Here is a 19,359-nt window from a genome sequence, read left to right on the forward strand (position 1 = left end):
GGTGGGGGGTGACGGTGGCGGGGGCGGTAGCTGAGCACCACCACCGAGGTGTCCCCAGGGCGAACGTTGGTGGCCGCCGGAACCAGTCTCGGGTCAGGCAACCTCCGACCGCGTGATGGTGGATGCCCGCGTGATCACTCTGCCGAGCTTCGGGTCGATGAGGTGACCGTTCCGCCAGGCGATGTGGCGACGGACGATGCGTGTCTGCGCGCGGTGGGTGGTGTGGTCGGTGGGGACTGCCCCGACTTCGGTTGGCTCGTCGAGCGCGGATCGGCATCCGCCGTACCGGTCGCTCAGCTGGGTCCGAGGACCGCTTCCTCGGTCGGCTGGGGTGCCGGGTCTTTCAGCTCGACGAAGATCGTGTGGGTCGACGTCTCGCCGATGTTCTCGCCGTAGTGCTCTTGAGCCGACAGCCATCGGGCGACCCCGCCGGGGATGTCCACCTCGACCTCGCGACCGTCTGTACCCAGCCGCCGGCGGAACGAACTGAGCGTCACCATGACACTGTCGGGGTGCTCGTGCGGGGTGGTCCGGTGCCCCGGACGGTCGCTGTACTCGAGCACCCGGACACGAGCGTTCTCGAACAGCACCCGATACGCATCGGGGTTGGTGCTGACCGGATCCAGGTCCATCGCTGAACGCTACTGCCGTCGTCCCCGCCCGGGCAGGAGATGATGCGCGGGACGTACAGGGCGCCCGTTCCTCTCCGGGCCGGCCGGGCACGGAGCCGCGGAGGTCGACGAGAGCTGGCGCCGACGCGCCCGCGAACCAGCAGGTACAACCAGCTGGAGCCCGCTCACGAGATCCCGACTCGACAACCGGTAGGGCACCGCGCCCCGATCGTCGGATCCGCCGAGGGCCTGGCGGCGGCGAGCCCGACCATCGGGGGCGCCCTCCACGACGCCGACAACCGACGAACTCGCCCTGGCGTCCCGCAACAGTGAAGCAACCTCCACGTTGTCCCGTTGCGCAGCCCGACAGCCACATTCGGGGGATCGTCCGGCCAGGGGGAGAAGTCCTGGATGCATCCAGCGTGAGCCACTGGCGTCCGGGACTGTCCGACTGCAGTGGAGTCGTTGATCTGCCCTGGGCTCAGCTCACGCTGTGGCTGGCTGACGAGCGTGGCCTTCTCCTGCCCGGCGTCGTGAACAGCTGCCCCGCTCCGAGCGGTCATCGTCGTTCAGCGGCGATCTCGTCGTCGCGCCCAGACGTTTGGAACTCCGTTTGACAGAGGGCAGGGAGTGGCGGCAGGAGGCGGGCCAGGGGGTCATGGAACTGGCTCCCGCGAGTACGGTTTGCGGCAGCCGACGGTTGGGTGGTGGTAGCCGTGGAGAGCGCTACCGATGCAGAGCCCGCCGCGACGGGGAACGGAGCTGGGCGGGGCCGAATCGGGCTCGACGGCCTCGCGGAGATGATCGACAGCCTGCCCCTCGGCGTCGCCCTGCTCACCGCGGATCTGCGCGTCATGCACGTCAATCCCGCGGGGTGCACGATCGTTGGCGCCACGCGCGAGGTGCTCGAGGGTCGGGCGGCGGCGCCGCTCATCTCGGGGATCGCCGTGCCGCACGGGGAGACGCACGGAAGAACGGCCGATGGGCGACGCGAGGTCGAGCACTCCGACTTCCCGCTGGAGGTCCAAGGTCAGCACCTCGTTGTGCGCACGTTCCGGGACGTCACTGAGGAGCGTCGCGCGATCCGCTGGCGGGCCACCCTGAACCATGTGGCGGCGCGCGTTGCGCTCGCAGAGTCGCTGGAGGCCACTCTCGAGACCGTCGCCGAGTGTCTCCTGGAATCCACGGAGATGAGCGGCTGCGCCGCCATCGTCTTCGACGGTGAGCCCGCCCGGCTGCGGGTCGCCGGGACTGCCGGCCTGCCGGCCGACTACGACGAGCGCTTTCGGCGGGCGATGCGGTCCGGCAACGAGGTCCTACCGGCGCTCTCTGCCTTCCGCAGCCAACAGACCGTCGTCCTGGACCGGGCGCGCGACGAGCCGGTGCTCCATGAGCTCGAGGACCTCGACGGTGACCTGGCATGGCAGAGCATCGCGTCCTTCCCCATGATCGCCCGCAACCACCCGGTCGGTGCGGTCAAGACCTTCTGGCCGGGCCGCCCGCCGGACGGCGAGGAGCTCCGGTTCCTCGCCGCCGTCGCCGACCAGGCCGCGACAGCCGTCGACAACGCCCGGCTGTTCGCCGATGCCGCCGCGTCCTCCCGCCGCGACGAGGGGCTGATCGCAGCCGGCCTGGCGCTGGCCTCCGAACTGTCCCTACCGGCCGTGCTGACCAAGATCGTGGCACTCGCTTGTGACGTGGCCGACGCCCGGTACGGGGCCGTGGGCGTGCTGGGCCAGGACGGCCATCTGGAGGACTTCATCACGCACGGCCTCACCGAGGAGCAGCGAGCGGCCATCGGCCCGTTGCCCATCGGCCGCGGAATCCTCGGGGCCCTGATCTCCGACGCCCATCAGATGCGGCTGGCCAGCATCCAGGACGACTCTCGTTCGGTTGGCTTTCCGCCGCACCATCCGCCGATGACCTCCTTCCTGGGCGTACCGATCAACGTGCGCGGCCGGACCTACGGGAACCTCTACCTCACGGAGAAGCGCAGCCGATCAGAGTTCACCGACGACGACGAGCGCGCTGTGGTCACCCTCGCCGCGCAGGCCGGTGTCGCGATCGAGAACGCCCGCCTCTTCGCCGAGGCACAGCAGCGGCTGGCGCTGGAGGCCCGCCATCGCCTGGCCCGCGAGCTGCACGATTCGGTGTCCCAGGCACTGTTCTCGATGACGCTGGAGACCCGCGGCGCGCAGCTGCTCCTCGAGCGAGAGGGCCTGGCCGCCGACGGACCGATGGGCGATCGGCTGCGCAACCTGCGCCAACTCACACAGGGCGCCCTCGCGGAGATGCGGGCACTCATCTTCGAGCTGCGGCCGGAGGCACTGCGCGAGGAGGGCCTGCTGGCCGCGATCCGCAAGCAGGCCGAGGGAGTCAGCGCCCGCACGGAGATCGCCGTCGAGGTCCGCGTGCCGAAGCGGCCGATCCCACTGCCGGGGGATGTCGAGGAGCAGGTCTACCGGCTGGTGCAGGAGGCCCTGGCCAACATCGCGAAGCACTCCGGGGCCCGCCACGCAGTCGTGCAGCTCCGTCGCCGGCGTAGTGGGCAAGAGCTGCTCGTGGAGGTGACAGACGACGGCGTGGGATTCGACGCATCCGCGACCCACCCCGGCCACCTGGGGCTCCAGACCATGGCGCAGCGGATGGAGCAGCTCGGCGGCTCGCTCCTGGTGGACGCCCGTCCCGGGCAAGGTACCTGCGTCTCGGCCACCATCCCCCTCTCCCCGGGCGGGGCCCGGTTGGCCGTGGCAGCCGAGATACGACCGGCTGGCGATGAGGGATGACCGCCCCCAGGTCAGAGGGTGGTCACATCCGCGTCTACCTCGTCGACGACCACGCGATGGTGCGACGCGGGCTGCGTAGCTACCTCGAGTTCGTCGAGGACATGGAGGTCGTCGGCGAGGCCGCCGACGGTCAGACTGCCGTCGACGTGGTGTCCGCGTTGGTCGCCGACGGGCGAGCCCCGCACGTCGTCCTCATGGACCTGCTCATGCCCGGCACTGACGGCGTCACTGCTACGCGGCTGCTGACGCAGCGGTGCGCTGGTGTCGCGGTCGTGGCCATGACGAGTTACAGCGAGGTCGACCGGATCCGCGGCGCACTGGAAGCCGGCGCCGCCGGCTACCTGCTCAAGGACGCCGAGGCCGAGGACGTCGTCGACGGCATCCGCAAGGCCCACCGTGGCGAGATGCCGCTGGGACCGGCGATCTCCCGCCAGCTCGCCCACGCCTTCAGCGCACCCGGTCGCACGGCACTGGACACCCTCACCGCCCGGGAACACGAGGTGCTCGTGCTACTCGCCTCCGGGCTGTCGAATCGGGAGATCGCCCACCGGTTGGCGATCAGCGAGCGCACCGCCCGCACCCACGTCAGCAGCATCCTGGACAAGCTGGGGCTGCGATCGCGCACCCAGGCGGCGCTGTACGCGATCCAGCAGGGCCTGGAACCCGCGTCGCCGCCCCCGTAGATCCGCCTCGGACATTCCTCCCTACCCCGGCAGGACATTGCGCCGATGATCTCCCCGCCCATCCGTGGTGAGCTGGAGAGCAGGCTCTCCGGCTTGGGGGGTGGATCATGAGGGTTCTGGTTGCCGCTCGCGACATCCGCGTCCGCCGGGCCCTGTCCAGGCTGCTGGAGCTGGACGGAGACCAGATCGTCGGAGCGACCGACGCGCCCCGACTGCTGCCGGAACTGGATGCCCAGGTCAGCCCTGACCTGGTGGTGTTGGAACTGGACCGGCGTGAGCACTCGCAGGACCTGCTGGTCGTCGAAGAACTGGCCCGTCGTGGACGCGCCGTCATCGCCGTGTCCAGTGGGTCGTCCCTCCATGCCGCCGCTCTCGCGGCCGGCGCACGGGCCTGTCTGGACAAGGACGCGCAGTTCCCCGACCGACTCGCCGAGGCCGTTCGAGCGGTGGCCGGACCCCGGCTACCCGCTCCCCCGGCCTGACGGCGGCCGCGTCTGTCAACGGAACTACGTCAAAGATCCCCCTCCGGTCCGGTCATCGGGCCGATGACCGGACCGCGGGTGCGCGTCCAGACTGCATCCCTCGGCCGGTGCGGTCGGTGGCGACAGGGACCGTGTCGACGTGCTGGCGGCGATGTGACCCACAACTGCGGCGGGCTCCCTCAGGGGTGGATGGAAGAGCCAGCCTCTCGCCACCCGTCTCGTTGTCCCGATTCCCATCGGTCACGTCGTGCGAACCGCGCACCACGTACACAGCGTCCATTCAGCTGCACTGGAAGGCGACAACATGATCACGGTCGAGAACCTCAGCAAGCGCTACGGCGACAAGCTGGCCGTGGACGGGTTGAGTTTCGTGGTCCAGCCGGGGATCGTCACGGGCTTCCTGTGCCCCAATGGCGCGGGGAAGTCCACGACGACGCGGCTCATCGCGGGGCTGGACGAGCCGACGGCCGGCACTGTGACGGTCAACGGCGGCCGTTACCGGTCCTCCCGTGCGCCGATGTCCGAGCTGGGTGTGCTCCTGGGGGCCAGAACCGTGCACACCGGTCGGTCGGCGCGCAACCACCTGCTTGCCCTCGCGCAGACCAACGGCATCAGCCGCACGCGCGTCGATGAGGTGATCGACCTCGTGGGACTGCACGCGGTGGCCGCCACGCGGGCCGGCGGGTTCTCCCTCGGGATGGGGCAACGGCTCGGCGTGGCATCGGCGCTGCTCGGCAACTCGCAGACCGTGACCCTGGATGAACCGGCCAACGGCCTGGATCCACTGGATGGCCGCGGTCGGTCCTGACCAGCTGGTGTCAGAGCTGGACCGGCGTCAGGGCTCGCAGGACTGCGGGTGGTCGAAGAACTGGCCCGTCGCGGACGCGCGGTCATCGCCGTGTTGTGCGGGCCGACCTCTTTCGCGGCCGCTCTTCTCGCCGGGCGCACGAGCCGCCTGGACGAGGACGCCGACTGCCCCGAACGACTCGCCGTAGCCGTTGGGATGCTGGCAGGGCGGCGGTTGCCGCTCGCCCGCGTGAGCGGCCGCCCCTCGGTCAACAGGACTACGTCAAAGATCCCCCTCCGGTCCCGTCATCGCGCCGATGACCGGACCGCAGGTGCGGCTCCAGACTGCATTCCTCACCTCGCAGCGTGCGAGCCGCCAGCCTCCAGGAGGCCGGAATGACCGAGAACCGCAGCCCCTACCCCGTGCGCGTCGACGCGTCGCTGGACCCGTCGCTCTCCCGCTGGCTGTGGCTGGTCAAGTGGCTGCTGCTGATCCCCCATGTGTTCGTGCTGTTCTTCCTGTGGGTGGCGTTTGTCGTGGTCACGGTGATCGCGTTCTTCGCGATCCTGTTCACGGGCCGCTATCCCCGGTCGCTGTTCGACTTCAACGTCGGGGTCATGCGCTGGTCCTGGCGGGTGCACTACTACGGCTACTGGGCCCTGGGCACCGACCGTTATCCGCCGTTCACGCTGGCCGAGGTGCCGGACTACCCGGCACACCTCGACGTGGCCCATCCCGAACGGCTGTCCCGGGGCCTGATCTTCGTGAAGTGGCTTCTGGCGATTCCGCACTTCCTCGTCCTCGCCGTCTTCGTCGGTGGCGGGTTGTGGCTGGGCACCCGCGCCGGCGACACCGACAACAGCTGGGACAACGGCGCGAACGCCGGCTGGAGCCTGGTCGGCCTGCTCGTCCTGATCGCCGCGATCGTGCTGCTGTTCACCGGCCGCTACCCGAAGCCGCTCTACGACTTCGTCATGGGCATGGACCGGTGGGCGCTGCGGGTCGGGCCGTACGCGGCGCTGATGACCGACCGCTACCCACCCTTCCGCCTCGACCAGGGCGGCACCGACCCGGACTCGGTCCCCGCCGACCCTCTGCCGCCGACGCCCACCGGCGTGCCGTCCGGGGCGCCGCCGGCTCCGGCCGCTCCCGTTCGGTGACTCCCTCGCCGCCCCGGGATGACCGTGCCCCGGGGCGGCCGGGCTGACCCCAGGGCTCGTGGTGCGCCCGACGCGCACACGTCGGGGCTCCACGATCAACCGCGAAGGAAACCGTCATGACCATCACCAGCCAGACCGCAGAAACGGTCAGCGCGCCGATGGACACGAGGAAGGTCGCCACGCTCACGGGCTGGTTGATGGTGGTCACCTTCGTCACCTCCATCCCGGCGTACTTCATCCTCTACGCCCCGGTGCGGGACAACCCCGACTACATCACCGGCGCCGGCCCCGACCCCACCGCAAGCGTGGCTTCGGGCGCCGTCCTCGAACTCATCCTCGTCATCGCCAACGTCGGTACCGCCGTCGTGCCGTATGCGCTCTTCAAGCGCTACAGCCCCAGCCTGGCACTGGGCTACGTCGCAGCCCGGCTCGTAGAGGCAATGTTCATCGCGATCGGAATCCTCAGCCTCCTGACCTTCCTGCTCATGCGGCAGCAAGGCACAGCCGGCACAGACGCCGCCCTCGGCGAGGCTTTCGTCGCAATCCATGACCGGGCGTTCCTTCTCGGGCCGGGAGTCTTCGCCGGCGTCGCGAACGGGATGATCCTGGGTTACCTGATGTACCGGTCCCGCCTGGTGCCGCGAGGCTTGGCGATCCTCGGGCTCATCGGAGGTCCACTGCTCGCCGCCTCAGCAATCGCCATCATGTTCGACGTCATCGAGCGCGGGGGCACAGTGCAGGGCGTGGCCACCATCCCGGAGGCGATCTGGGAGCTGTCCTTCGGCATCTACCTCATCGTGAAGGGATTCAAGCCGGCTCCGATCCCCGCCGACAGCGCGACGGACACCGGCCAGCATCTCCCTGAGATGCAACCAGGCGTCCCGGCACCGCGCCGAGGCAATGGCCCCGTGGAGACCAGGCACCCGGTGGAGCGCCCATGACAACACCGAGCAGAGACACCGCAAGGCGTTTCTGCTCGACCGGATCGCCACCGGTCGGAAAGCGGGCGGACGACCAATGACCTTCCGGCCGCCCGATGCTCCCTGAAACGAGGCCCCGAGATGACTGCTACAAGCGTGATCAGCAGCCCGCGTCGGACGACAGGCGCACTCTTCATCGGCGGCGCACTGGCGTTTGCCGCGGCGGCGACCGTGCTGTCATCGACCTTCGACTGGCCCGACATCCTCCGCGAACCGGCCGGCGTCGTGTTGCCGGCCTTCGTTGCCGGCGGCACCAGCCTGGTGTGGACCTGGTTCGCCACCGCCTGGACGTACGCGGTCCTGGCCGTGCCGATCCTCCTGCTCCCAACCGTGCTGGGGCGGCGCGGGGATCCTGCCCTGCGGGTTGCCACCTATGTCGGCGCCACCTCGGTGGTGTTCGCGCTCATCGGGTTCCTCCGCTGGGTCTTCGTCGTCCCTCCGCTGGCCGACGCCTACGTCGCCGGCGACGCCACCACGCGAGCTGCCGTGGACGCCGCCTGGACCGCCCAGCACCAATTCGGCGGCGCGCTCCTCGGTGAGCACCTGGGCCAACTGCTGGCCATCGCCTGGTCTGTCACGCTCAGCGCGATCATCCTGCGCAGCGCAGTCCTGCCGCGATGGCTTGGTATCACGGGGCTCGTGGTCAGCGCGCTCTACCTGACCAACCAGGGCGACGTCCTGGCCACCGCCGTCCCGGGCTTCCCGGTCTGGGACCTCGGTGGCTTCATCGGCAGCACCGCGTGGGGACTGTGGGTTGCCGTGCTGGGCGTGGTGATCCTGCTTCGGCCGATCCGTCCTGGGATCGCTGAGTCCGAGGTCGGAGCCCCCGCGGGCTCCGCGTCCGTCCCTTCCCCCCGTCGGTCGGCTGCTGCCGACATCAGCAGCTCACGGCCATGACCCCCTCGCGAGCGTCCCGGCTGCGTACCTGACTGATCTGGACCGCCGGGTTCATCTCCTTCCCTCTCGCCGGCTGCGCCACGCTCCACATCCGGCACCACGGCGACCGCCGGCAGATCGACTCCTACCTCCACCGCCTCGACGGGACCGCCGACAGCCCCGTTCCCCGCCGCTGGACCTCCGCATCAACCTGGGCCGGGCGCCGACCCGACGCTCCCCGTGGCTCAGCACGGAAGGACGATTCGATGCAAGACACCGGTCTGTTCACCACCGATACCACGGGGTTGGCTGAGGTCTCCGGTCCGCAGCTGATCCGGCTCGCCGACGGCGATGGGTACAGGCTGTCCATCACCCCGGTCCGCAAGGAGCTGGGCGGCGACCTGCGGATGCTGGCCTACAACGGCTCGATCCCGGGCCCTGCGCTGCACGTTCCGCAGGGCGCGCAGATCACCGTGGACGTGCGCAACGACGGCGACGTCGAGACGACGGTGCACTGGCACGGCCTGCGGCTGGAGAACCGCTACGACGGAGTACCACACGAGACGCAGGAACCCATCCCGGTCGGCGGCGGCTACACCTGCCAGATCCAGTTCCCCGACGCGGGCTTCTACTGGTACCACCCACACATGCGCGAGGACTTCGCGCAGGAGATGGGCCTCTACGGCACCATCGTCGTGGAGCCCACCGACCCCGGGTACTGGCCTGCGGTCGACCGGGAGTTGACGCTCACCCTCGACGACCTGCTCGTCGAGGACGGGCACATCGCCGCGTTCAGCCGGTCCGGGCCGAACTTCACCGCGATGGGCCGGTTCGGCAACGTGCTGCTGGTCAACGGCGAGACCGCGTTCACCGGCGCAGCTGCCGTAGGCGAGGTCGTGCGCCTTTACCTGGTCAACACCGCGAACACCCGGCTGTTCAACTTCGCGCTGTCCGGACCGCCGATGAAACTGATCGGCGGGGACAGCGGCCGGTACGAGCGGGAGACGTTCGTGGAGGAGATCCTGCTGGCCCCGTCCGAACGGGCCGTCGTAGACGTGCTGTTCGAGGACCCCGGGGAGGTGCGGCTCGAGCACCGGACACCAGAACAGACCTACGACCTCGGCGCGTTCACCGTCGCGCCGGCGGCTGACGGGCGAGGTGCGGCCGCCGCGTCCTTCGCCACTCTGCGGACCGACCCCCAACTCGCGGAGGAGCGCCGGCTGATCGAGCACGACCTCGACCGGGAGCCGGACAAGGTGCTGGCGTTCGTGTCGACGATGCCCTGCTGTACGGCGAGGACGTCGCGCCGGCGTCGTCCTACGCCTGCCCCATGCACCCCGAGGTCACCGCGTCCGAGCCGTCGACCTGCCCGATCTGCGGCATGCGACTGGTTGCAGCAGCGGTGACCTACGTGTGCCCCATGCACGCCGACGTCACCGCAGGGGAGCCCTCTACCTGCCCGCAGTGCGGGATGAAGCTCGTGGCCGCCGGAGGCTCCGCGCCGGCCGCTGCGTCCTACGTCTGCCCGATGCACCCCGAGGTCATCGGCACGGCGCCCTCGACCTGCCCGATCTGCGGGATGAAGCTCGTGCCGACCGAGGGCGCACCGGCCGCCGCGCACGAGGCCGCGGAGCCCCATGACCACGGCGGTGGGGACGGTCTGGAGTGGGAGGACCTGATGCCCGACATCAACCGGGCGTCGGATCCGGGCAACATGATCTGGCAGCTCATCGACCGGGAGACCGGTGCGGTGAACCACGCCATCGACTGGGCGTTCACCGTCGGGGACCGGGTGAAGATCCGGCTGGTCAACGAGATGGACCAGGACCACCCGATGCACCACCCGTTCCACGTGCACGGTGCCGGCCGCTTCCTCGTCCTGACGAGGGGCGGGACACCCGAGCCGAACCTGGTGTGGAAGGACACCGTGCTGCTCCGTGCGGGCGAGACCGTTGACATCCTCCTCGACATCAGCAACCCCGGGCTGTGGATGGCCCACTGCCACATCGCCGAGCACACCGAGAGCGGCATGATGTTCAGCTTCAACGTGGCCCGTCGCCCGGAGCCGGTCCGATGACGACCGGCCCGGCATCGCCGCATCTGGACGTGCTCGTGATCGGTGGCGGACAGGCGGGCCTCGCGATGGGCTACCACCTGGCGCAGACGGGACTGCAATTCCAGATCGTGGACTCCAACTCGGAGATCGGTGGAGCGTGGCGCACCCGCTGGGACTCGCTGCGGCTCTTCACCTCCGGCCGCTACGACGACCTGCCGGGGCTGCCGTTCCCGGCGGACGCGGACGCCTACCCCGTCAAGGACGAGGTGGCCGACTACCTGCGGACGTACGCGGCGAAGTTCGCTCTCCCGGTCAGACTCGACACGACCGTCACGTCCCTGGTCCGCGCCGGTGACGGGACCTACCTGGTCAAGGCGGGGGCTGATGCGGTGGAGGCCGACCAGGTGGTCGTCGCCACCGGCCCCTTCCAGGTGCCCTTCACGCCGTCGGCCGCGGCGCAGCTCGCTGCGGACGTGCACCAGCTCCACAGCGCCGACTACCGGCGGCCCGACGCGCTGCCGCCGGGCCGAGTGCTCGTCGTAGGAGCGGCGAACTCCGGCTGCCAGATCGCGCTGGAACTGTCCGGCACCCACCCCGTCGACCTGGCGGTCGGCAAACGGATACCGACCGTGCCGCAGCGGCCGCTGGGGCGCGACGTCTGGCGCTGGGCCTCTGCCCTGCGGCTGGACCGCGTGACGGCCGAATCGCGGCTGGGACGCCGGCTCGCCGGCCGCGACCAGATCGTGGGAATCGGCCCCGGCGCACTCTCCAAGCGCCACGGCATCACGCTGCGCCCCCGGGTCGCCGCAGTGGACGGACCCAGCATCTGCTTCGCCGACGGCACCCGCGCCGCCTACGACGTCGTCGTCTGGGCCACCGGGTTCACCCGAGACGACTCCTGGATCGACGTCCCAGATGCCACCGACGGACAGGGACGACTGCGGCAGTCCCGCGGGATCACCCCCTCCCCCGGGCTCTACACCCTCGGGCGGACGTGGCAGCACACCCGGGGCTCGGCGCTGCTCGGCTGGGTCGGCAACGACGCGGCCTACCTCGCCAGGACGATCACCCCCCGCGCGCGCTGAGGGGCGGATCGACATGGGCGCTACCGAGCACGCACCTGGCGTCCGGCGACCGGTCACGGCCCCCCTCAGCGGCGGCGGACTGCGCACGCCCGTGATGTGGGGCGTCCTCTGGGGAGTCCTCCAGGCCGCGTCACCCTTCGCCCTCTTCTGGCTGGACACCGCCACCGTCTACGCCCTGGGGCTCCCGCTGATCGCTGCCGTCTACATCGGGTTCGCCGTCGCCGACGGACGGCCGCATGTCCTCGCCGTCGAGACGGTCGTCATGTCCGTCTTCGTCGTCGTCGCCGCTGCCGCCGTCACCGGAACGGTCTGGCTGATCGTCGCCGGACTGGCCGGCCACGGCCTCAAGGACGTGTGGCAGCACCGCACGCAGTTCGTGGCCGGCACCCGATGGTGGCCACCCTTCTGCGCCGCGGTCGACTTCGTGGCCGCCCTCCTCATCGCGATCCTCATCGCGACAGGCTTCATCTTCCCGTCATGAGCAGGCGTCGCCAGAGCGTCGCCGGCGACACCCGCACCGGGTTGAATTCCGACGTCATCAGCTGCAGGCCAGGACCCGACCGACGTTCCACCAACCGTACGGATGATGAGGTCAGCCCAGCGCTCACCGGCAGCGCCGGCCGCCGCCGCTGCGCCCAGTCTTCGGGGTTCGCCCAGACTGCGCGCCCGCCAGATCGCCTGGCGGATCGCACCGCTCTCCGGCGCAGCCGGAGCGGCGACGGCCTTCGCCGGGGCCGCGGTCAACCGACTGCTGCCCGACGACGTCGTGCTCGCCATCTTCGCGCTGCAGATGATCGCGGCCGGCGTCCCGATGCTGCAGGACAAGCCCGCCAACGGCGCCCTGCGCCACGGACCACGGCACCGTCAACTGGCGCCGCTGCCTGCCCCGCACCCTTGCCGGCGGACTCGTCGTCGGCTTCCTCACCGGACTGCTCGGCGTCGGCGGCGGATTCTTGATCATCCCCCGTGCTGGTCATCGTGCTCGGCCTCCCGATGACCACAGCCATCGGCACCTCCCTCGTCATCGTGGCCGTCAACTGCGCCGCCGGATTCGCCGCCCACGCCAGCCACGCCAGCCACGCCAGCCACGCCCCCATCGCGTCCCTCAGCGCATCGGCGGTCAGGGCGTCGGGTCGGAGACGCTCAGGCCGACTTCTCGCCAGGCCTCGTCGTTGGCGGCGAGTTCCTGCGCCGCCTGTTGCGCCAACGGCACTGCGTCGGTGCCGAGCAGGATCCGCGTGGGTGCACCGTCCCGGCCGGCGAGGTCGCGTACCACCTGGGCGACACGACGCGGGTCGGTGGCCTCGTGACCTGATGCGGCGCGCACCAGGTCGGCGAAGGCCCCGATCGTGGGCTGATACGGCCCGCTGGGCTGCGGGATCGTCATCGACGAGCCGGCCCAGTCGGTGCGCATGCCGCCCGGCTCGAGCACGGTGATCTGCACGCCGAACGGCGCGAGCTCCTGGGCGAGACCGAGGGAGAACCCGGCGACGGCCCACTTCGCGGCCTGATAGGCGGTCAGGCCCGGCGCGGACCAGCGAACGCTGAGCGACGACACCTGGAAGACGTGACCACTGCCCTGCTCACGCAGCACCGGCACGACCGCCTTCGTCACGTTGACGACACCGTAGAAGTCGGTGTCGACCTGCGCCCGGAAGGAGTCGATCGTCGTGTCCTCGAACGAGGCCAGGTCGCTGTAGCCGGCGCTGTTGACGGCGACGTCGATGCAACCGAACCTCGCCACGGCCTGGGCGACGGCACGCGCAGCCGCGTCGTGGTCGGTGACGTCCAGCCGCAGCGGCAGCACCGCGTCACCGAACCCGTCGACGAGGTCCTGCAACCGCTCGGGGTCACGCGCCGTCGCGGCCACGCGGTCACCCGCTTCGAGCGCGACCTCGACGAACGCGCGACCCAGACCGCGCGAGCTCCCGGTCACGAACCAGACCTTGGACATGGCCACGCCTTCCCGCTGGACGAATGGTCAACGCTGGGTCAGATGCTCGGCGCGGTGCGGACTCCCGGGAGAGGGCTGAGCCGGACCACCCGGAAGCGCAGGTGCGTGACGCCGGGCGCGTCGAGGACGCGGGACAACTCGAGCTCGATGCGGTCTCCGCCGAACAACCGCCGCCCCCCGCCGAGGACGACCGGGATCAGGTGGATCTCCAGCTCGTCGAGCAGGCCCTCCCGCAGCAGCGACTGCGCGAGCCCGGCGCCGTGCACCATCACGTCCGCATCTCCGGCAGCGGCCTTGGCCTCGCGCATCGCCGTCGCGACGTCGGTCAGGTAGTGAACCCAGCCGCTCTGCGTGTCCGGCAGGACGCCCCGCGTGGGTACGAAGATCGGCACACCGTGGTGGTCGCCGCCCCACTGACCGGCGTAGTCGAAGGTCTTGCGGCCGACGACGACCGCACCGGTCGCCATCGACTCGGCGAACACCTGCCCGCTCAACCCCGGCGGGTCGAAGTGCGGGTGGTCGGAGACGGGCTCCCCGAGCCAGTCGTGGAGCCGGCCGCCTCCGGCTCCGAGCCCGTTGCCAGGGCCGTCCTCCGGGCCGGTGATGAACCCGTCGAGCGACATCGACATGTACAGGACGGACTTCGCCATCTGGTCTCCTCCCACAGGGGCTACAGGGCCCGTTCCAGCCGGTCGAATGCGTGTGGCAGACCGCGGCCGTGCTCGTCGCGCAGCTCGCGGGACGGGAAGCCCCACTGGAGCATCGTCAGCAGGGTCGCCCCGCCTCGCGGCGCGAAGGTGACCTCGGTGCTGAAGGCGAGCCGCGACCCGTCGGGGCGGGTCTCCGTCGTGGCCAGCAGCAGGCGGGACGGGCGCTCGATCGCCTCGAACACGTGCAGGTGCCGGTACAGCTCCTCCGGCGACGGGCCGAAGGCGATCTCCCAGGTGCCGCCGACGCGCAGCTCGCACCGCGAGTCGACGACCCAGCCCGGCGCGTCGTTCCCGTAGAACTCGCGCTGACCTGCCGGGCTCGTGAACAGGTCGAACACGCGCTCGGGCGATGCCTGGACCAGGCGCTCGTAGCGGAGCTCGCCGCTCACTCCGCGCCCTCCACGAAACGCTCGAAGCGGTTCAACCGACCTTCCCAGGTGCGGCGATGGGCCTCGATCCACCCTCCCGCCTCGCTGAGCGTCGTGGCCGGGCCCAGCCGGCACTCGCGCACGCGGCCCACCTTCTCGGTCTCGACGAGGCCGGCGAACTCCAGGATCCCGACGTGCTTCTTGATCCCGTTGAGGGTCAGGCCCGACGGCTCCGCGAGCTGGCTGAGCGTCGCGGGGCCGCGGCCCAGGCGCTCGAGGATGCCCCGGCGCTGAGGGTCCGAGAGCGCGAAGAACGTCGCGTCGAGCGTTGGCGATACTGCACCCATCGGTGCACTGTATCTCCTGCTCGCCCGTCACTCGACAGTGGTCGGTCTGACGTCGTGGCGACCGTCTTCCGGGAGCCACCGAGCCGTGTCGTGGAGGGAGGGGCCACGGCCGGCCGGTCCAGCCGCCGCGCGCCATCGCACCCCGTGCCAGGGTGGCGGAGTGGCTCGCGTGCTGAAGGTGTCCGGACCGATCGACTTCGCCGCGGTCCGGGAGGAGGCCGGCGTCCCTGACGAGTTCCCGGCGGCGGTGTTGGCCGAGGCCGACCGGGTGGCCGCCGACCCGGCGCTGCCCGAGCACGACGCGACCGACCTGCCGCTGGTGACCATCGACCCGCCCGGCGCCCGCGACCTGGACCAGGCCGTGCACCTGACCCGCACCGCGGGCGGCTACCGGGTGTCCTACGCGATCGCCGACGTCGGCGCCTTCGTGCCGCTGGGCAGTGCGATCGACGCCGAGGCCCGCCGCCGCGGCCAGACCGTCTACTGCCCGGACGGGCGGACGCCGCTGCACCCGCCGCAGCTGTCCGAGGGCGCGGCCAGCCTGCTGCCCGGCCAGCTCCGGCCGGCCGCGCTGTGGACCATCGACCTGGACGCCGACGGCGAGGTCACCGCCGTCGACCTGCGGCGGGCCCGGGTCCGCAGCCGCGCCCAGCTGGACTACGAGTCGGTGGGCCAGCAGGTGCCCCCGGAGCTGGAGCTGCTGCCCGAGATCGGCCGGCTGCTGCAGGCACGCGCCCGCGACCGCGGTGCGATCGAGCTGGGCACGCCGTCCCAGGAGGTCGAGCCCGGCCCGGACGGCGGCTGGACGATCGCCTTCCGCGGCCAGTCCGACGTCGAGGGCTGGAACGCGCAGATCTCGCTGCTCACCGGTCGGTGCGCGGCCCGGCTGATGCTCGACGGCGGGGTCGGGGTGCTCCGCACGCTGCCGCCGGCCGACCGAGCCGCGGTCGACGCGCTCCGCCGGCTGGCCCCCGGGCTCGGCGTCGACTGGCCGGAGGGCGCCGGCCCCGGCGACGTCGTCGCCGGCCTGGATCCCGCGCAACCCCGGCACGCCACCTTCCTGGACGCCGCGGCCGCACTGCTGCGCGGCGCGGCCTACACCGCCTTCGACGGGCCGCCGCCCGCCCAGCCCGGACACGGGGGCGTCGGCGCCCCCTACGCGCACGTGACCGCGCCGCTGCGCCGGCTGGTCGACCGGTTCGGCACCGAGGTCTGCCTCGCGCTGGCCGCCGGGGAGCAGCCCTCCGCCGAGTTGCGCGCCGCGTTGCCGGAGCTGCCCGGGCTGATGGCCGTCTCCGACCGGCGCACGCACGAGGTGGAGCGCGCCGTCATCGACCTGGTGGAGGCCACCGTGCTGGCCGACCGGGTCGGCGAGGTCTTCGACGCCGTCGTGCTCGACGCGGAGGAGAAGCGGTCCACCGTGGTCCTCACCGACCTGGCCGTGCAGGCCCGCTGCGACGGCCGCCTGACCCCGGGCGAGCGGGTCCGGATCCGGCTGACCACGGCGGACCCGGCCACCCGCACGGTGCGGTTCGCGGCCACCGGGGACTGACCGGCCAGCAGACCCGCCGGGGTCGAGGGTGCGCCAGGCCCCGGGTGCCGACCAGGCACGACGCAGGACGAGGAGGGACGTGTGATGCCTGACCCGCCCGAGCCCGTCCCGCCGACCACCCCGCCGGCCGACGTCTCCGTCCCGATGGGCCGGCCGCACGGACAGCGCGTGGTGCCGTTCCGCGACGCGGTGCGGACCTGGTTCGGCATCTCGCTGCAGACCTTCGGTGGCCCGGCCGGTCAGATCGCGGTCATGCAACGCGCCCTGGTGGAGGAGAAGCGGTGGATCGGTCAGCGCCGGTTCCTGCACGCCCTCAACTACTGCACCCTGCTGCCCGGCCCGGAGGCCCAGCAGCTGGCCACCTACGTCGGCTGGCTGCTGCACGGCACCGCCGGCGGGCTCGTCGCCGGCGGCCTGTTCGTGCTGCCCGGCGTGGTCGCGCTGCTGGCGCTGTCGGCGGTCTACGTCGGCTTCGGCACCACGACCGTCGTCACCGCCGTCTTCACCGGGCTGGCCGCGGCCGTGCTGGCGATCGTCGTCCAGGCGGTCCTCCGGGTGGCCAGGAAGGCGCTGGACAGCAGGGCCCTCGTCGTCCTGGCGGTGGCCTCCTTCCTCGCCCTGGCCGTGTTCGGCGTCCCGTTCCCCGTCGTCGTCGCCCTCGCCGGGGTCGCCGGCGGGGCACTGGGCCGGTGGCGACCGTCCGCGCTGCCGCAGAGGTCGGCCGCCGAGCTCCCTGACGCCGGCCCGCCGCCGGTCATCTCCGACGACGTGCTGCACCACGAGGCCCCCACCGCTCGCCGCACCCTGCGGGTGCTGCTGGTCGGGCTGGTCGCCTGGGGCCTGCCGATCGCGGCGGTCGGCGTGCTGACCGGTGCCTCCAGCGTCCTCACCGAGCAGGGGCTCTTCTTCTCCGGCGCTGCGGTGGTGACCTTCGGCGGCGCCTACGCGGTGCTGGCCTACGTCGCCCAGCAGGCGGTCGCCGTCCACGGCTGGCTGTCCCCCGGCGAGATGGTCCGCGGCCTGGCCCTGGCCGAGACAACGCCCGGCCCGCTGGTCATGGTCGTCCAGTTCGTCGCCTTCCTCGGCGCCTACCGGGCACCCGGCGAGCTCGACCCGTGGGTCGCTGCCGTGCTTGCCTCACTGCTGGTCACCTGGGTGACGTTCGTACCGAGCTTCCTGTTCGTGCTGCTCGGCGCCCCGTACATAGAGCGGCTGCGCGGCAACCGGTCGCTGTCGGCGGCCCTCAGCGGCATCACCGCCGCCGTGGTCGGCGTCATCGCCAACCTGGGCGTGTACTTCGCCGTCCACACTCTCTTCGCCGAGACGGTGGACGTCGACGGTGGCCCGCTGTCGCTCGAGCTGCCCGACGTCAGCACCCTGCGGCTGGTGCCGCTGGCCATCGCCGCCGTCGCTGCCGTGCTGCTGTTCCGGGTGAGGTGGTCGGTGCTGCGCACCCTCGGCGTCTGCGCGCTGCTCGGCCTCGCTGCGGGTCTGGCCGGACTGCCGATCAGCTGACGCGGCGCCAGGGCCTCACGACACCGCGGCCCGCATCAGCCCGGCGACGCTCGCCTCCACCTCGGGCGTCCACCGCGTGAGGGCGAAGGACACCGGCCACAGGTCCCCGTCGTCGAGGTGGGCCGGGTCCTGGAACTCCACGGTCGTGTAGCGCTGGCCGAACTTGCCGGCGTTCTTCACCGCGACGACGACCTTGCCGTCGGCGTTCGTGTAGGCCGGCATGCCATACCAGGTCTTGGGCAGCAGGTCCGGGGCGGCGGCGCTGACCGTCACGTGGACGCGCTCGGCGAGGGCGCGGTCCTCCGGTGTCATCTTCGCGATCGCGTCGAGCAGCGCCTGCAGCCCGTCGGCCTTCTTGGCGCCACCCCGTCCCTCGGCCCGCAGCTCGTCGGCTCGGGCCCGCATCGCGGCCCGCTCCTCGGCGCTGAAGCCGCCCACCCCGGTCGTGATGGTCTCCGCGGTCATCCCGGCACTCCTCTCGCACTCCCGGGCCCCGCGTGGCACGAGGCCGGTCGAGGAGAGGCTAGGACCGCCGAACGGTCGCGAGCTTCTCGATTCCTGACCGATCGGCTACGGCCCGACACCTCGCTCTCCTCCGCGCGTTGACGGCTCCCAGGCCCGTGACCAGTCCGTTATCACACCGGCCCGGCGCGGCGAGTCCACAGGACCTGCCATGACGCCGCCCTCGCGTTGTCGGGGATGCACAGCGCGCCCTACGGTCTGGGCGTCCGGTCGGTCGTCACGTCCCCACCCGGGGACCCTGGCCGGATGCCGCCGAGTCCCGTCCGCCATCGCGGCGCGAGCCGGGGACCCATCGTTCGTGGGGTGAATCCCGCCCGCCGAGCCTGAGCTCGGAGGGGTGGGTAGGGCGTCTCCCCGCCCGAACCCGCCAGCTGACCCGGTAGGCGGCCACGGGAGAACGGAGAGCCCACCGCATGGTGCGCTCACGGGCCTGTCCAGTGCCCGCGAGCACCCGTCGCGCACGACACCGCGACGCCTCGCCGCGCACCTGAGCCGGCGCAGCCACCGCACCCGTCCTTCCCGGGGTCTCCCCGCGTAGAGCCGGACCGTCCGGACCCGACCAGGTCCGCGGGCTGTCCGGTGGGTGCCGCACGTGCGAGCTGCTGAACCGGCCGTCCACCCGGACACCTGACCGATGCACCCGCCGCACGAGGTCGTACCGATGACGGACGACCCGTCACCCTCTCCGAGGAGCTCCTCACCATGCACGTGGACAGCCAGCACACCGTCCTGCCGCACGACCGCGACCTGCGCCTCCGCCCCCGGGTGCTCCGGGGAGCAGCCGTCTGCGCGTTCTCCTTCGCGTTCGCCCTCGCAGGCCAGTCGGTCGCCCAGGCCGACGACCCCTGGGACCGCGGCCCGGCAAGAACTGCGCCGTCCGTGATC

20 protein-coding genes and 1 riboswitch are annotated in these 19,359 nt (G+C 71.5%); of the genes, 14 read left to right on the forward strand and 6 right to left on the reverse strand.

Annotated features, from left to right (window positions below):
• Window positions 1-293: 293 nt before the first annotated feature.
• Window positions 294-632, reverse strand: a complete 339-nt coding sequence (locus FHL79_RS22065; protein ID WP_138760707.1) for a cytoplasmic protein — start codon at window positions 630-632, stop codon at window positions 294-296.
• Window positions 633-1,411: 779 nt separating this feature from the next.
• Between FHL79_RS22065 and FHL79_RS22070 the strand changes: the two genes are divergently transcribed.
• The 11 genes from FHL79_RS22070 (at window position 1,412) to FHL79_RS22120 (ending at window position 11,987) form a co-directional block, all read left to right on the forward strand.
• On the forward strand, window positions 1,412-3,397 hold the full coding sequence (locus FHL79_RS22070) for a GAF domain-containing protein (RefSeq protein WP_138760708.1): 1,986 nt from the start codon (window positions 1,412-1,414) through the stop codon (window positions 3,395-3,397).
• Window positions 3,394-4,080, forward strand: a complete 687-nt coding sequence (locus FHL79_RS22075) for a response regulator (RefSeq protein ID WP_138760709.1) — start codon at window positions 3,394-3,396, stop codon at window positions 4,078-4,080. Before FHL79_RS22070 ends, FHL79_RS22075 begins: the two co-directional genes overlap by 4 nt.
• A 107-nt stretch (window positions 4,081-4,187) precedes the next feature.
• On the forward strand, window positions 4,188-4,562 hold the full coding sequence (locus FHL79_RS22080) for an ANTAR domain-containing protein (protein ID WP_138760710.1): 375 nt from the start codon (window positions 4,188-4,190) through the stop codon (window positions 4,560-4,562).
• 304 nt (window positions 4,563-4,866) lie between these two features.
• Complete coding sequence (locus FHL79_RS22085; protein ID WP_218938567.1) at window positions 4,867-5,370, forward strand: ATP-binding cassette domain-containing protein; 504 nt, start codon at window positions 4,867-4,869, stop codon at window positions 5,368-5,370.
• Between the two features lie 374 nt (window positions 5,371-5,744).
• Window positions 5,745-6,509, forward strand: a complete 765-nt coding sequence (locus FHL79_RS22090) for a DUF4389 domain-containing protein (protein ID WP_138760711.1) — start codon at window positions 5,745-5,747, stop codon at window positions 6,507-6,509.
• Between the two features lie 116 nt (window positions 6,510-6,625).
• Window positions 6,626-7,450: a DUF4386 domain-containing protein gene (locus tag FHL79_RS22095; RefSeq protein WP_138760712.1), complete on the forward strand. Its 825-nt coding sequence runs from the start codon at window positions 6,626-6,628 to the stop codon at window positions 7,448-7,450.
• 120 nt (window positions 7,451-7,570) lie between these two features.
• Entirely contained in the window at window positions 7,571-8,386 is an 816-nt protein-coding gene (locus FHL79_RS22100) for a DUF4386 domain-containing protein (protein ID WP_138760713.1), read from the forward strand.
• 245 nt (window positions 8,387-8,631) lie between these two features.
• Window positions 8,632-9,771 (forward strand): multicopper oxidase family protein, encoded by a 1,140-nt coding sequence (locus tag FHL79_RS22105; RefSeq protein ID WP_138760714.1) that lies wholly within the window; start codon window positions 8,632-8,634, stop codon window positions 9,769-9,771.
• On the forward strand, window positions 9,696-10,442 hold the full coding sequence (locus FHL79_RS22110; protein WP_369333701.1) for a heavy metal-binding domain-containing protein: 747 nt from the start codon (window positions 9,696-9,698) through the stop codon (window positions 10,440-10,442). Before FHL79_RS22105 ends, FHL79_RS22110 begins: the two co-directional genes overlap by 76 nt.
• Window positions 10,439-11,506: a flavin-containing monooxygenase gene (locus tag FHL79_RS22115; RefSeq protein ID WP_138760716.1), complete on the forward strand. Its 1,068-nt coding sequence runs from the start codon at window positions 10,439-10,441 to the stop codon at window positions 11,504-11,506. Before FHL79_RS22110 ends, FHL79_RS22115 begins: the two co-directional genes overlap by 4 nt.
• A 94-nt stretch (window positions 11,507-11,600) precedes the next feature.
• Entirely contained in the window at window positions 11,601-11,987 is a 387-nt protein-coding gene (locus tag FHL79_RS22120) for a hypothetical protein (RefSeq protein WP_138760717.1), read from the forward strand.
• A 639-nt stretch (window positions 11,988-12,626) separates the two neighbouring features.
• On the opposite strand, the gene FHL79_RS22125 is transcribed toward FHL79_RS22120, so the two are convergent.
• From FHL79_RS22125 to FHL79_RS22140, 4 genes are read right to left on the reverse strand one after another with little or no spacing between them, the layout of a single operon-like run.
• Entirely contained in the window at window positions 12,627-13,460 is an 834-nt protein-coding gene (locus tag FHL79_RS22125) for an SDR family NAD(P)-dependent oxidoreductase (RefSeq protein ID WP_138760718.1), read from the reverse strand.
• A gap of 38 nt (window positions 13,461-13,498) precedes the next feature.
• Window positions 13,499-14,110: a dihydrofolate reductase family protein gene (locus FHL79_RS22130; protein WP_138760719.1), complete on the reverse strand. Its 612-nt coding sequence runs from the start codon at window positions 14,108-14,110 to the stop codon at window positions 13,499-13,501.
• A 20-nt stretch (window positions 14,111-14,130) separates the two neighbouring features.
• Window positions 14,131-14,559, reverse strand: coding sequence for an SRPBCC family protein (locus tag FHL79_RS22135; RefSeq protein WP_171058292.1), 429 nt, complete (start codon window positions 14,557-14,559; stop codon window positions 14,131-14,133).
• Complete coding sequence (locus tag FHL79_RS22140) at window positions 14,556-14,885, reverse strand: ArsR/SmtB family transcription factor (protein WP_138760721.1); 330 nt, start codon at window positions 14,883-14,885, stop codon at window positions 14,556-14,558. The genes FHL79_RS22135 and FHL79_RS22140 overlap by 4 nt, the downstream gene beginning before the upstream one ends.
• 178 nt (window positions 14,886-15,063) lie before the next feature.
• On the opposite strand from FHL79_RS22140, the gene FHL79_RS22145 reads away from it, so the two are divergent.
• Entirely contained in the window at window positions 15,064-16,437 is a 1,374-nt protein-coding gene (locus tag FHL79_RS22145; protein WP_246081112.1) for an RNB domain-containing ribonuclease, read from the forward strand.
• Window positions 16,438-16,521: 84 nt separating this feature from the next.
• Window positions 16,522-17,952 (forward strand): chromate efflux transporter, encoded by a 1,431-nt coding sequence (gene chrA, locus FHL79_RS22150; protein WP_246081114.1) that lies wholly within the window; start codon window positions 16,522-16,524, stop codon window positions 17,950-17,952.
• A gap of 15 nt (window positions 17,953-17,967) precedes the next feature.
• Here the strand turns inward: chrA and FHL79_RS22155 are convergent, their stop codons facing one another.
• Entirely contained in the window at window positions 17,968-18,417 is a 450-nt protein-coding gene (locus FHL79_RS22155) for an iron chaperone (RefSeq protein ID WP_138760723.1), read from the reverse strand.
• A 311-nt stretch (window positions 18,418-18,728) separates the two neighbouring features.
• Window positions 18,729-18,875, forward strand: a riboswitch (cyclic di-AMP (ydaO/yuaA leader).
• 301 nt (window positions 18,876-19,176) lie between these two features.
• On the opposite strand from FHL79_RS22155, the gene FHL79_RS22160 reads away from it, so the two are divergent.
• Window positions 19,177-19,359, forward strand: a 183-nt coding sequence (locus FHL79_RS22160) for a hypothetical protein (RefSeq protein WP_138760724.1), incomplete at its 3' end; no start/stop codon positions are given.

Origin of the sequence: Modestobacter altitudinis, assembly GCF_005930475.1 — a bacterium.
GTDB lineage: Bacteria > Actinomycetota > Actinomycetes > Mycobacteriales > Geodermatophilaceae > Modestobacter > Modestobacter altitudinis.